The sequence below is a fragment of the Microbulbifer agarilyticus genome (assembly GCF_019800665.1).
GTDB classification, from domain to species: Bacteria; Pseudomonadota; Gammaproteobacteria; order Pseudomonadales; family Cellvibrionaceae; genus Microbulbifer; species Microbulbifer agarilyticus_C.
The window spans coordinates 654,139-666,867 of record NZ_JAHVKO010000004.1 but is presented as its reverse complement, the minus strand read 5'-3'; the positions used below and the strand labels follow the sequence as shown (position 1 = coordinate 666,867).

General features: G+C 58.7%; 12 protein-coding genes. 7 read left to right on the top strand and 5 right to left on the bottom strand.

Annotated elements, in window-relative coordinates; all coding sequences use genetic code 11:
* Positions 1 to 11: 11 nt before the first annotated feature.
* From KUV22_RS12325 to KUV22_RS12315, 3 genes are all read right to left on the bottom strand, one after another.
* Complete coding sequence (locus KUV22_RS12325; protein ID WP_222231505.1) at positions 12 to 299, bottom strand: superinfection immunity protein; 288 nt, start codon at positions 297 to 299, stop codon at positions 12 to 14.
* A gap of 106 nt (positions 300 to 405) precedes the next feature.
* Entirely contained in the window at positions 406 to 1,038 is a 633-nt protein-coding gene (locus KUV22_RS12320) for a hypothetical protein (RefSeq protein WP_222231504.1), read from the bottom strand.
* Positions 1,035 to 1,532 carry an RNA polymerase sigma factor gene (locus KUV22_RS12315; RefSeq protein ID WP_222231502.1) on the bottom strand — a complete coding sequence of 166 codons (498 nt, stop codon included), beginning with the start codon at positions 1,530 to 1,532 and terminating at the stop codon, positions 1,035 to 1,037. The genes KUV22_RS12320 and KUV22_RS12315 overlap by 4 nt, the downstream gene beginning before the upstream one ends.
* Before the next feature lie 285 nt (positions 1,533 to 1,817).
* Between KUV22_RS12315 and KUV22_RS12310 the strand changes: the two genes are divergently transcribed.
* The 7 genes from KUV22_RS12310 (at position 1,818) to KUV22_RS12280 (ending at position 10,685) form a co-directional block, all read left to right on the top strand.
* Positions 1,818 to 2,219, top strand: coding sequence for a MerR family transcriptional regulator (locus KUV22_RS12310; protein ID WP_222231500.1), 402 nt, complete (start codon positions 1,818 to 1,820; stop codon positions 2,217 to 2,219).
* 44 nt (positions 2,220 to 2,263) lie between these two features.
* Positions 2,264 to 3,433: an isovaleryl-CoA dehydrogenase gene (locus KUV22_RS12305; RefSeq protein WP_222231498.1), complete on the top strand. Its 1,170-nt coding sequence runs from the start codon at positions 2,264 to 2,266 to the stop codon at positions 3,431 to 3,433.
* Positions 3,434 to 3,606: 173 nt separating this feature from the next.
* Entirely contained in the window at positions 3,607 to 5,214 is a 1,608-nt protein-coding gene (locus tag KUV22_RS12300; protein ID WP_222231496.1) for a carboxyl transferase domain-containing protein, read from the top strand.
* A gap of 51 nt (positions 5,215 to 5,265) precedes the next feature.
* Positions 5,266 to 6,063: an enoyl-CoA hydratase/isomerase family protein gene (locus KUV22_RS12295; protein WP_222231494.1), complete on the top strand. Its 798-nt coding sequence runs from the start codon at positions 5,266 to 5,268 to the stop codon at positions 6,061 to 6,063.
* Between the two features lie 211 nt (positions 6,064 to 6,274).
* Complete coding sequence (locus tag KUV22_RS12290) at positions 6,275 to 8,278, top strand: acetyl/propionyl/methylcrotonyl-CoA carboxylase subunit alpha (RefSeq protein ID WP_222231492.1); 2,004 nt, start codon at positions 6,275 to 6,277, stop codon at positions 8,276 to 8,278.
* Between the two features lie 86 nt (positions 8,279 to 8,364).
* Positions 8,365 to 9,285 carry a hydroxymethylglutaryl-CoA lyase gene (locus KUV22_RS12285; protein ID WP_222231490.1) on the top strand — a complete coding sequence of 307 codons (921 nt, stop codon included), beginning with the start codon at positions 8,365 to 8,367 and terminating at the stop codon, positions 9,283 to 9,285.
* Between the two features lie 140 nt (positions 9,286 to 9,425).
* Complete coding sequence (locus KUV22_RS12280) at positions 9,426 to 10,685, top strand: DUF945 family protein (protein ID WP_222231489.1); 1,260 nt, start codon at positions 9,426 to 9,428, stop codon at positions 10,683 to 10,685.
* A 137-nt stretch (positions 10,686 to 10,822) separates the two neighbouring features.
* Here the strand turns inward: KUV22_RS12280 and KUV22_RS12275 are convergent, their stop codons facing one another.
* Together KUV22_RS12275 and KUV22_RS12270 are read right to left on the bottom strand one after the other, a co-directional pair.
* The gene (locus KUV22_RS12275; RefSeq protein WP_261319473.1) at positions 10,823 to 11,194 is read right to left on the bottom strand and encodes a DUF4870 family protein; all 372 of its coding nucleotides are present in this window, start codon (positions 11,192 to 11,194) and stop codon (positions 10,823 to 10,825) included.
* Between the two features lie 90 nt (positions 11,195 to 11,284).
* Complete coding sequence (locus tag KUV22_RS12270; RefSeq protein WP_222231487.1) at positions 11,285 to 12,715, bottom strand: response regulator; 1,431 nt, start codon at positions 12,713 to 12,715, stop codon at positions 11,285 to 11,287.
* Positions 12,716 to 12,729: the final 14 nt, after the last annotated feature.

Sequence of the window (12,729 nt, the reverse complement as noted above, 5' to 3'; positions counted from 1 at the left end):
GCCTGCAAAAGTTAACTGGCGGCTGCCTGCTGGGACTCGTACTTCTTCGCCAGCTTGCCGCTGAGCTTTCCCGTCACCGCCCACACCAGCAACGCCACCCAGGCAATCCACGACAGTCCTGCAGGCACATTGGCGAGAAAGATTTTCCCCAAATGCTTGCGATTGAAAAAGATCGCCAGCAGGCTCGGCAAAAACCACACTGCAAAGAAAAACACCACAAAGATCGCAGTCTGCACTGGGTCCAGTCCCGACAGTAGTTCGAGGAAATCCTGAGTTTTTTGTTCAAGGTTCGACAACATAAGCAAGGTCTCTATATCTGATGGAAAATTGAATCAGGTTGTTCGATCGACGTTTGCTTTAGTACCGGCGAACAAAACTTTCTTACAACTTATTTTTCTTATTTTTTTACTTTTCGTTGATCGCCTTATTTTCTCGCTGCCAGCAATCAATCTGCTGTGCACTGCGCTGTATACGGCGCCAATACCACAGGCTCCACGCGGCCATCGCCAGGGTAAAAACACCGAGCAGGCCAATGCTGGCGGCACTGTTTTGCCCAAAGATGGGCTCCAGCCAACCAAATTGCGACAGCCACTGCCACAGCGCAAGAATCACCAGCTCTGCGACAAACAGCAGCCATGCGAATTGCAGGGTGCGACGCTTGCGCACCAGCCGCAGCCGCGCGCGCTCCAGATACGCCTGCGTGGTTTCTTCCAGCGGCGCCGACAAGCCTCGACGGTTGGAGACAGAGAACGCCATTGCCCCGATCAACAACACCAGTACCAGCAGCGCACGCCACGGTGCGTCGCGCACCTCACTGGTCAGCATCAGGTAAATTCCGCAAAACCCAACCACTATTGCCGCGCCCCATTCGAGCAGCGCGTACAAGCGCATCTTCCGCTCCTCTCGACGAATCCTGTTGCGAATAACGTCTGGTACCGGCGGCGCAACTGTCGCCTGTTGCCACACTTCCGCGAGGGCCTGCAGCTCGTCATTTTCTGCCGTATCGTTTACCGGCTTGTTGTTTGCGTCGCCACTCATACCGTCTTACCCAATTTTGTATTCAAGCGCTCGCGGGCGCGATTCAGGCGCACCGCCACATTGGATTCACTAATACCCAACACTTCGGATATCTCGCTATAGCTGAGCCCCTCAAAGCGCAGGCTCAGTACCTGGCGCATGCCCAGGGGCAGCTGCGCCACCGCGCGCATCAGCCTCTCCGCATCCCGCGCCTGTATCAAGCTGCCCTCCGGTCCCGGCCGCTCGTCACACACACTTTCCAGTAGGTCGCTGTCGCCAGTGTCCCGTCGCCGGACCAACTGGGTCACGCTGCGGTTGTGGGCAATGCGGTAAACAAAGGTGCGCAAGCTCGAATCGCCGCGGAAATTCGGCAGTGCCCGCCAGATGGCCATCCAGATCTCTTGCACGAGATCTTCCTGCTCCGCCCGATTGCGCACGTAGCTACCCGCGACACGGGCAATACCGCCGCCGCATTCATCCACCAGCTGCTGAAAGGTCCGTTCCCGAGTATCCAAGTTATCGTTATCTATCCGTTGAAATAGGCCGCTGGGCCATCACTGGCAGCGGTTGATACGGGCTACTGTACCCAGCGGGACGGAAACCTTACATAAAATTTCCCCCTTTCAGCGCAAGCACTATCTCCCCTGCAGGCCACGCAGTCCCGGCACCCTGACACCCAGCTCATCTTTATTTATGGATTCTGGAAACCCCAAGGCCAATTTCGGTCACAATCTGGCCCAGATTGAAGTTTACGTTAACGTAAACGTCAACTAGACTTCGGGCAGATCAGAGGACCGCAAATGAACGCCACCGCCACCAATAGCGCCGACAACTACAGCATTTCCGAGCTGGCCCAGGAGTTCGGGATTACCACCCGCACCATCCGCTTTTATGAAGACAAGGGGCTGATCAGCCCGGAGCGGCGTGGGCAGACGCGGGTGTATTCCCCGGAAGACCGGGTGCGCCTGAAGCTGATCCTGCGCGGCAAGCGCCTGGGATTCTCGCTGGATGAGAGCCGGGAAATCATCGATATGTACGACCCGGCCCACGGCAACGTGGAGCAGCTCAATCGCCTGCTGGAGCGCATCGAAAGCAAGCGCGAGCAACTGCGCCAGCAGCAGCGCGACATCGAGAAGATGCTCGCGCAGCTGGATGACGCCACCGCCCGCACCCAGGCGGCCCTCAAAGAACACCGTAACTAATTTCAACCTAATAACACTCTGACTGAGTCATCGCGGAGCAACCCATGAATACGCCTTACCCAACTCTTAACTTCGGCCTCGGCGAAGACATCGAAATGCTGCGGGATATGGTCTACAAGTTCTGCCAGGCAGAACTGGCCCCGCGCGCAGCACAGATCGACGAGGACAACCTGTTTCCCGCGGATATGTGGAAGAAGTTTGGAGAACTCGGCCTGCTGGGCATGACCGTAGAGGAAGAATACGGCGGCTCGAATATGGGTTACCTGGCTCACGCGGTGGCGATGGAAGAAATCTCGCGCGCGTCGGCCTCTGTCGGCCTTTCCTACGGCGCGCACTCCAACCTGTGTGTAAACCAGATCCGCAAGAACGGTACCCCGGAGCAGAAAGCCAAGTACCTGCCGAAGCTGTGCTCTGGTGAGCATGTCGGCGCACTGGCTATGAGTGAGCCGAACTCGGGTTCCGATGTGGTGAGCCTGCAGTTGAAGGCCGAAAAGAAGGGTGACCGTTTCATCCTGAACGGCAACAAGATGTGGATCACCAATGGGCCGGATGCACACACCTATGTGATCTATGCGCGCACCGAGCCGGGTATCAGCTCCGGCGGTATCACGGCGTTTATCGTGGAACGCGGGTTTAAGGGTTTCTCCCAGGCGCAGAAGCTGGACAAGCTGGGCATGCGTGGCTCCAACACCTGTGAGCTGGTGTTTGAGGATTGCGAAGTACCGGAAGAGAATATTCTGGGTCAGCTGAACGGCGGTGTGCGCGTGCTGATGAGCGGCCTGGATTACGAGCGCACGATTCTGTCTGGCGGCCCGGTTGGCATTATGCAGGCGTGTATGGATGTTGTTGTGCCGTACATTCACGAGCGCAAACAGTTTGGCAAGGCGATCGGTGAGTTCCAGCTGATGCAGGGCAAGATTGCGGATATGTATGCGGACCTGAATGCGAGCCGCGCGTATCTGTACGCGGTGGCTCAGGCTTGTGATCGCGGTGAGGATTCGCGCAAGGATTCTGCGGCGGTAATCCTGTTTACTGCGGAACGCGCCACGCAGATGGCACTGCAGGCGATCCAGACCCTGGGCGGCAATGGCTACATCAACGAATACGCCACCGGCCGCCTGCTGCGCGATGCCAAGCTGTATGAGATTGGCGCGGGTACTTCTGAGATTCGTCGTATGTTGATCGGGCGCGAGTTGTTTAACGAGACCCGATAACTTTTTGAAATTCCGTGGCGGTGCTGCCGCCGTAGCCGCTTTTCCAGACACGCCGTGAACCCATCCATGGGGGCTCTTCTAAAACATCCCTGTTTTAGAAGGTCTGGAAAAGCGGCTACGGCGGCAACACCTTCGCATCCAGGTTCTGACTACGAATTGGCCTCGTATTTTTTATGAATCAGATTCAGACCAAGATTAATTCCCGCGACCCTGCGTTTGCAGAAAACCGCGAACAGATGCAAAGCATCGTTGACGACCTGCGGGAGAAACTGGAAACCATCGCCAAGGGCGGTAGTGAGCGTGCGCGTGAGAAGCATGTGTCGCGCGGCAAGCTGCTCCCGCGTGACCGTATTGATGCACTGCTGGATCCCGGCAGTCCTTTCCTGGAATTCTCGCAGCTCGCCGCCTTCGATGTGTACGGTGAAGACGTGCCAGCGGCAGGAATTCTGACCGGAATCGGTACCGTATCCGGCCAACCCTGTGTGATTGTGGCCAACGATGCAACGGTGAAGGGTGGTACCTATTATCCGCTTACCGTGAAGAAGCACCTGCGTGCGCAGGCCATTGCCGACGAAAACAATCTGCCGTGTATTTATCTGGTGGATTCCGGTGGCGCCAACCTGCCGCGGCAGGATGAGGTGTTCCCGGATCGCGAACACTTCGGGCGCATCTTCTTTAATCAGGCCAACCTGTCGGCAAAGAATATCCCGCAGATCGCAGTGGTAATGGGTAGTTGTACCGCCGGTGGAGCCTACGTTCCAGCCATGGCAGATGAGTCCATTATGGTTAAGGAACAGGCCACCATTTTCCTCGCCGGCCCGCCGCTGGTAAAAGCCGCTACCGGCGAAGAGGTGACTGCCGAAGAGCTGGGTGGTGCCGAGGTGCACTGTAAGACTTCCGGGGTTTCCGATCACTTCGCCAACAACGACACCCATGCGCTGCAGATCGCGCGCAATTCTGTGGCCAGGTTGAACCGGGTCAAGAATCCGGGTCTGGACATCAAGAAGCCGATCGAGCCGATTTACCCACGGGAAGATATTTACGGGATTGTGCCGAAGGATTCACGCCAGCCGTTTGACGTGCGCGAGATTATTGCGCGCGTGGTGGACGGTTCTGAATTTGACGAATTCAAGGCGATGTACGGCACCACGCTGGTGACCGGTTTTGCCCGTATTCACGGTTATCCTGTGGGCATCGTCGCCAACAACGGCATCCTGTTTGCCGAGAGCGCACAAAAAGGCGCGCACTTTATTGAGCTGTGTGCACAGCGCAACATTCCGCTGGTATTCCTGCAGAACATCACCGGCTTTATGGTGGGCAAGCAGTATGAAGCCGGCGGCATCGCCAAGCACGGTGCCAAGATGGTGACCGCGGTGGCCACCGCCAAGGTACCCAAGATCACGATTTTGATCGGCGGGTCTTTCGGGGCCGGCAACTACGGTATGTGCGGCCGCGCCTACGATCCCAACTTCCTGTTTATGTGGCCCAACGCGCGCATTTCCGTGATGGGCGGTGAGCAGGCAGCCGGTGTACTGGCACAGGTCAAGAATGACCAAATGGCGGCAAAAGGCGAAAGCTGGAGCGAGGGAGAGATCGCCAAGTTCAAGCAGCCAATCATCGACGATTACGAACACCAGGGGCACCCCTACTACGCGTCGGCACGCCTGTGGGACGACGGTGTGATCGACCCCAAAGATACCCGCACGGTACTGGGCTTGTGTCTGGCCGCGGCCACCCACAAAGAGCCCGAGGAAACCAAGTTCGGCGTTTTCCGCATGTAGAATGTTGGCTGAACCGGCTAATCCTCTGCCTATACGAATTAAGGAAAGAACATGACCGATAAAATGCTGTGCGAGATCGATAGCGAAGGCGTCGCGACGGTAACCCTGAACCGTCCCGAGATTCACAACGCCTTTGACGACGATCTGATTCGCCAGCTGGGCGAGACCTTCGACAAGCTCGCCAACAGCGGCGGCGTGCGCGCACTGATTCTCGCTTCCAATGGCAAGAGTTTCTCCGCCGGCGCCGACCTGAACTGGATGAAGCGCATGGCGGAATACAGCGAAGAGCAAAACCGCCAGGACGCGGCAGCGCTCGCGGCCATGCTGCACAAACTCGATCAGTTCCCGGCACCGACCATCGCGCGCGTGCAGGGTGCAGCCTTTGGCGGTGCCGTTGGACTGGTGAGCTGCTGCGATATCGCCATTGCCACCGAGCGCGCCAGCTTCTGCCTGAGCGAAGTAAAAATCGGCCTGCTGCCCGCCACCATCAGCCCCTACGTGATCAACGCCATCGGCGCGCGTCAGGCACGCCGCTACTTCGTCACCGCCGAGCGCTTTTCTGCAGCGCGTGCCCAGGAAATCGGGCTGGTTTCGGAAGTTGTTGCCGAGGGCGATCTGGACCTGACCGTACAGAAACTGGTGAACAGTATTACCGACAACGGCCCCAACGCCGTCACCATGGCCAAACAGCTGGCCATGTCCATGTCCAACCGGGTAATCAATTCGGAGCTTCAGGGCCAGACCAGTGCACTGATTGCCGCCGTGCGGGTTTCCCCAGAAGGCCAGGAAGGATTGAGCGCGTTCTTGGAAAAACGCGCACCAAGCTGGATGAACACCAGCGAAGACTGAAACGCACAACAACGCTTGCACAGTACAGAAGTCTAAATTGAAGGCCGGGTAGCGGAGGCGAGTTTTCAGGATCGTCGCAAACAGGAAGTTTGCGCCGAAGCGCCCAGGGATGGGTTCACAGCGTTCCTGAAAACTCGTCTCCGCTACCCGGCCGCCAGAAAAGCCGGAACAGAGCTCCACCAAGAGCGCGAAAAACCAAACAGAGCCAGCCATGATTCGCAAACTGCTGATCGCCAACCGCGGCGAAATTGCCTGTCGCATTATCCGCACCGCACGCCGTCTCGGCGTTGCCACCGTCGCGGTTTACTCCGATGCAGACGCCAATGCCCTGCACGTGCAGCAAGCCGACGAAGCCGTGCACCTGGGCCCGGCGCCCGCCAAAGAATCCTATCTGGATATCGACAAGGTCCTCGACGCAGCCAAACGCACCGGTGCCGACGCCATTCACCCGGGCTACGGTTTCCTGTCGGAGAACGCGCACTTCTGCCGCGCCTGTGAAGAAGCCGGCATTATCTTTGTCGGTCCTCCCGCCGGCGCCATCGAAGCCATGGGCTCCAAGTCCGCCGCCAAGCGAATCATGGAAGAAGCCAAGGTGCCACTGGTACCGGGCTACCACGGCCAAAGTCAGGACCCGGGTATTCTCGAAGGCCACGCCAACCGCATTGGCTACCCGGTACTGCTGAAAGCAGCTGCTGGCGGCGGCGGTAAAGGTATGCGCCGTGTGGATAAACCCGACGAGTTCCACGCTGCACTGGATGCCGCCAAGCGTGAAGCGCTGAACGCCTTCAACGATGACATCATGTTGATCGAACGCTACGTGGTAAATCCGCGCCATGTGGAAATCCAGGTGTTCTGCGACAAACAGGGCAATGGGGTTTACCTGTTTGAGCGCGACTGCTCCGTACAGCGCCGCCACCAGAAAGTCGTCGAAGAAGCACCGGCTCCAGGCCTACCGGCGGAGACCCGCAAAAAAATGGGCGAAGCCGCACTGCGCGCCGCGCACGCGATCGGCTATGTCGGTGCCGGCACCGTGGAATTTCTGCTGGATGCCGGTGGCTCTTTCTACTTTATGGAAATGAACACCCGCCTGCAGGTGGAGCACCCGGTCACCGAGATGATCACCGGGCAAGACCTTGTCGCGTGGCAGCTCGCCGTCGCCGCCGGTGATCCCCTGCCGCTTGCACAAGACGACCTGCATATCGTCGGCCACGCCTTTGAAGTGCGCATTTACGCGGAAGATCCGGACAACGATTTCCTGCCGGCCACTGGCAAGCTGTTGCGCCACCAGCCGCCGCCGGAGACCCAATCCGTGCGCGTGGATACTGGCGTGCAGACCGGCGATGAAATCAGCGTGCACTACGACCCGATGATCTCCAAGCTCATCGTACACGGCAGCAACCGCCGCGAAGCGCTGGCAAAACTCGACCGCGCACTGCAGCACTATCAGATTGCCGGCCTGCGCCACAATATTGAGTTTTTGCGCCGCGTGATCAATCACACCGCATTTGTGAACGGCCGTGTGAATACCCACTTTATTGAGGATCACGAACAGGAAATCCTGCAACAGGAGCAGCAGCTGCGTTCGCAACAGTGTGCCGCCATTGCCGTATTTCTTGCCCACCGCGAAACCCGCGACCAGCACCGCTCTGCCCCCAAGGCAGACACGCACTCACCGTGGCACAGTGGCAACAACTGGCGCAACGGCCTGACGGTTTGGCGCAGCCAAAAGGTGGAAGTGCACGGACGCGAAATCGAGATTCATTTTTCTGGCAGCGAGCAAAACCTCAGCTGGCAGTGCAGCGCTGCCGTGGACAACCAGAGCGGTACCGTTTCCGCGCTGCATGGCCAGGGCGTTGCAGTTCTGGATGGGCGCCGGGTGAATTATTCCAGTGTGTCCCACGATGACGAAGGCACGGTTTTTGTCAGCGGCGAGCAGGTCGACTTCAAAATCCTGCCACCGGATATCGGCGAAGGGGCCGATGCCGCACACGGACTGGAAGCGCCGATGAACGGCACCATTGTCACCCTGCTGGTTGAGCCTGGTGCGCAGGTTGCACAGGACGAACCACTGCTGGTGATGGAGGCAATGAAGATGGAGCACACCCTGCGCGCACCGGCGGACGGCACCGTGAGCCAATTCTTTTGCGCGCCGGGCGAACTGGTAGATGGTGGCAGCCTGCTGATCGATTTCAGCAGTGAAACAGTCAAAAACTAACAGCCCACGTACAGCGAGCCAGGCACAACAGGCGGGGCAGCCCGCCAGGCGTAACCAGCGAAAAATACCTAACGAGGTTCAAGGCAATGTCACTGCCCCACAAGGTAAAGATGGTCGAAGTCGGCCCCCGCGACGGGCTGCAAAATGAAAAACAGCCGATTTCGGTGGCGACCCGCGTGCAGCTGATCGACCTACTGAGCGACAGCGGTCTGCAGGTCATCGAAGCAGGCAGCTTTGTCAGCCCCAAATGGGTGCCACAAATGGCAGCCAGTGAAGACGTACTTGCCGGTATTCGACGCGCCCCCGGCGTCACCTACAGTGCGCTCACCCCCAACATGGTTGGATACGAGCGCGCCCGCGACGCACGGGCCGACGAAGTCGCGGTGTTCGGTGCGGCATCAGAAAGCTTTACCCGTAAAAACATCAACTGCTCAATCGAAGAAAGCCTCGAGCGCTTCCGCCCGCTCGCCGAACAGGCGCGCATGGATGGCATCCCGGTACGCGGCTATGTTTCCTGTGTACTCGGCTGCCCTTACGAGGGTGACATTCCTGCGGCAAAAGTTGCCGAGGTCAGCCGCGCCCTGCTGGATATGGGCTGCTACGAAATCAGCCTCGGCGATACCATCGGCGTTGGCACCCCGGAGAAAGCGCGCCACATGATCGAGACTGTCGCACAACAAGTCCCGATGGAAAAACTCGCCGTGCACTTCCACGATACCTACGGGCAGGCGCTGGCAAACATCTACGCGGCACTGCAGGCGGGTGTGAGCGTTATCGATTCGGCGGTGGCCGGCCTCGGTGGCTGCCCCTATGCGCGCGGCGCCTCGGGCAATGTGGCCAGCGAAGATGTGCTGTATATGCTCGACGGACTCGGTATTCACACCGGTGTGGACCTGGCGCGGCTAGCCAAGGCGGGCAATTTTATTTCCCGCGCCTTGGAGCGCGAGAGCAACTCGAAAGTAGCGCGGGCGATCGCCGGTGAGAGCGGCTGCATCGAGGGGGATTAAGGTACCCTCTGTCAGGCACCCTCTATTAGGTATCCTCTATCAGTCCCTCCTATTAGGGCGATAGCAGCACCGGGGTCACTAGATTCATCTTGATCTGCTACTATCGAGCGCTCTTATCCAATCGCCTGAAATTTGTCCGCATGAAAGTCTTACGTTTTGGCCTTATCGTCGTCACCACTCTGCTGCTACTGGCCGCCCTGATCGCCCCCCGTCTGATCGGGCCCCAGGTGGAGACGGTGTTGCAACAGCAGCTCAGCCAGCAAGACAATATCGAACTGACCGGTTATCGACGCGGCTGGTTTGGCGCCGAGGCGGTGACCCTGCTCACCGGCAAGGACGGCAAAACCGAGACCCAGAGCGACATCCAGCACGGTCCGGTGCTGTTTACCCGCAGCGGCCTCAAGGTCGGCGCCCTGTACGCGGAAACCCGCCTGACCGGCAAACAGCTGGAACCGTCTCTGCGTCACCAGCTAGAGGCCTACTACGGCCCGATAAGCCAGGTTCTGGATGAAAGTCCGGTAGTGGTCGAAACCCTCGTTGCCACCAACAATCGGGTGATCAACACCCTGCACCTGCAGCCCATCGACCGCAACGTGGCGGACCAGCAAATCCAGTTTGCCGGGGGCAAGATTCGCCTAGTGACCGATTACACTGGACAGCAACAAGACAGCCGCTTCGAACTGGGTGAGTTTGTGCGCATGGATGGCCACCGCGAGGCGCTGTACCTGCAATCCGCCAGTGGCGACTTCGCTCTGGCGCCAACCGGCGCAGGCACCCTGCAGCTCAAATTGCCACTGGTGCGCACCAACAATGATTCCGGCCCGCTGGAACTGCGGGATGTTGCACTGGACTACACCGGCGAGCTGGTTGCGCCAAAGACCCTAAAGGTGCAAACCGCAATCAACCTGCCGGACATCCAGTCCGCCACACCTGCCAGCAGCCTGACTCAGCAGCTTCACCTGCCCGCGGTCACCTATGACGACCTGCACCACTTCCTGTACAGCCTGTTACTAAAGCCCTCCGCCGAGCGCAGCTGGCCACAGGTGTTCCAGCGTCCACTACAGGCGCAACAGCAGCTGGATATCGCCACCGCAAATGGACCCATGCAACTGCAACTGGATGTGGACTGGAAAGGGATCCCGCGCAGTCAGCGAGTACAGAATGACAAGCTGTTCTGGCTGGACAGCCTGGAGGGCAGCGCGAATATTTCAGCGTCTGAGCAGGCGCTGATGCAGTCACCACTGATCATGCAGGCAAGCGCGCTGAAACAGTACGGCTTTCTGCTGGAAGAGAACGGCCAGCTGACCATGCACCTGCAGCTGGATAAAGGGGTGCTGGCGGTCAACGGCCAGCAGCTGCCCGCGGACCTGTTTGTGCTCGCGCTGATGGGCGGGCTCTAAGCCCCCCGCACACCACCCCGCATTTTGCAGACAAAAAAAGAGCGGCCTCCTGGGCCGCTCAACGGTTTTCTCTCACCGTTTATCGTTACAACTTCAATTCTTTTACCAATCGGCGCTGCGACTTAAGACTCTGCGACTTAAGAGTAAGCAGGGCGATTGTCTGCCAGATTCAGCCAGCCACGCACTACGCGGTAAACTACCCAGATCCAACTGATTCCCCAGACCACAAAACCAATCAGAATCCACACCGTCGCCCAACCGATCACAAACCACAGCAGGCTGTACCAGAAGGTGCGGATTTGCCAGCGGAAATGGGACTCGGCCAGGGTGCCGCGCACATCGCCGCGCTTCGCGTAGTTGATAATCACGCCGACAAAGAAGGGGACCGCGGTGAAAATACTGATCGCTTGAATCAGGTACACCAGGGTGGCGACATCGCGCGCAGAGCGCTCACGTTCCGTTTGTTGCTCAACAGGGTACTGCTCGGGCATGGCTCGACTTCCATTCATTCACTTTCATTAAACCAGCGCTAAGTGTAAGCGCTATTGCCACTCAGGATAACCGCTGCCAGCGGCTACCCATCGCGACAATCACCGGGTTTATCTCAGTGCCCACTCGGTATGGACGTTTTTCTCGCGCCAGGATTTCAGCTGTTGAATGGAAGTGCGCATCAGCCCGAGGATCTCGGTGCGCTGGTGGCGGCAGTAGTCGCGCTCGCTGTCGATGGACAAGCGGGCCGACAACGCTTTCAGGCGCCCGGCAACCACCTCCAAGCCGACACTTTCTGCTTCCGCGGCGATCGCCTGCGCCTGGTGTTGGGCGTCGAGCCAGTGTCGACCGGTCAGAGCGCTGGTGAAGGCGGTGATTTTCTTGGGCAGGCTGGCGAGGCGCTCCCCAAGTAACTCGGCAAACGCCAAGTGGCCGAGGGTATCCCGTTGCCGCTCGAGCGTGATTGAGTTCAATACTTTGTTGGCGCGAGACGTTTTGCTCTTGGTCCGTTTGCCCTGGGCTTTCTGCTCCACCCAGCTCAACAACTGCGCCAGCTGCGCCTCGGAAGGCTCGCTCGGCAACACTCCGGTCAATCCCTTCGCCATATAGTGCTCGCGATCACCCTTATTCAGGCTGTCGAGCATGCCAAAAATAAGCAGGCTGTCATTGGAATAATCGCCGCGCATTTTCCGCGCCGTTTCCACACCATCGATCAGGGGTAGGCGTACATCAATCAGCACCAAGTCGTATTTCGCTTTGAGGGCTGCCTCGGCGCCATCAATTCCATTGCTCTCGCAACGTACCTCATGCCCCCCGGCCTCCAGTCGCCGGCGTAAGCTGGCGTGCCCATCATTTTCCACCAATAGAATATTCAGTGGCTGATGCGCCTCCTCAACACCCTGTGCCGAAACTGCCGGTACCTGGCCAGCGGCGCCTACGCCCTCGGGAGTCCCCTGGCCGGCCCGCTGGATCTCTTCGATATTGCTGCGTAGCGTACGGCACTGCCCCAATGCCGCGTCCGCCAGGTGCCGGCTTTCATCATTGCCGCCGCGCGCGAGCAAGCTCATGGTACTGACCAGGGTTTCCAAGGGCTTGCGCATACGGTGCCCGGTCATGGAGAGGAAATCCCGGTGCTCTTCTTCGGACTGCGCAGCGGAAAGCTTGACCTCCTCCAACAACTTATCCCGCTCCATCAGCTCATGAACCCGGGTCTGCACCTGGCGAAACAGTTTGGCGTTCTCTGCCTGCAAATCTGAGACACGGACAGCTGCGGATTCCTGGGCCGCCTGCAGCTGGGCCCGCAACCGCATATAGAGCGCCATAAGGCCAACGAGTGAGGCTCCTGTAAGCAATAACCAGAACAGGGGGATCCCAGTATCAAGCAATAGTGCCTGGCCGGGAAAGGCGTATGCAGCCGTCGGCGCGAGGGCGATCAGCGCACAGGCGATACAGGTACGGGCAACGATAGGGCGAGCATTTATGGTGTTAGCACCAACAACGGGGCTACCCACCGGGCGGCAGTAGGTCATGGTCATATTCATCCTTGAAACCATTG

Coding starts and splice junctions, on each gene's coding strand:
- KUV22_RS12300 (WP_222231496.1), top strand. CDS start 3,607: ATGAATCAGATTCAGACCAAGATTAATTCCCGCGACCCTGCGTTTGCA.
- KUV22_RS12285 (WP_222231490.1), top strand. CDS start 8,365: ATGTCACTGCCCCACAAGGTAAAGATGGTCGAAGTCGGCCCCCGCGAC.
- KUV22_RS12310 (WP_222231500.1), top strand. CDS start 1,818: ATGAACGCCACCGCCACCAATAGCGCCGACAACTACAGCATTTCCGAG.
- KUV22_RS12305 (WP_222231498.1), top strand. CDS start 2,264: ATGAATACGCCTTACCCAACTCTTAACTTCGGCCTCGGCGAAGACATC.
- KUV22_RS12280 (WP_222231489.1), top strand. CDS start 9,426: ATGAAAGTCTTACGTTTTGGCCTTATCGTCGTCACCACTCTGCTGCTA.
- KUV22_RS12275 (WP_261319473.1), bottom strand. CDS start 11,194: ATGAATGGAAGTCGAGCCATGCCCGAGCAGTACCCTGTTGAGCAACAA.
- KUV22_RS12320 (WP_222231504.1), bottom strand. CDS start 1,038: ATGAGTGGCGACGCAAACAACAAGCCGGTAAACGATACGGCAGAAAAT.
- KUV22_RS12290 (WP_222231492.1), top strand. CDS start 6,275: ATGATTCGCAAACTGCTGATCGCCAACCGCGGCGAAATTGCCTGTCGC.
- KUV22_RS12295 (WP_222231494.1), top strand. CDS start 5,266: ATGACCGATAAAATGCTGTGCGAGATCGATAGCGAAGGCGTCGCGACG.
- KUV22_RS12325 (WP_222231505.1), bottom strand. CDS start 299: ATGTTGTCGAACCTTGAACAAAAAACTCAGGATTTCCTCGAACTACTG.
- KUV22_RS12270 (WP_222231487.1), bottom strand. CDS start 12,715: ATGAATATGACCATGACCTACTGCCGCCCGGTGGGTAGCCCCGTTGTT.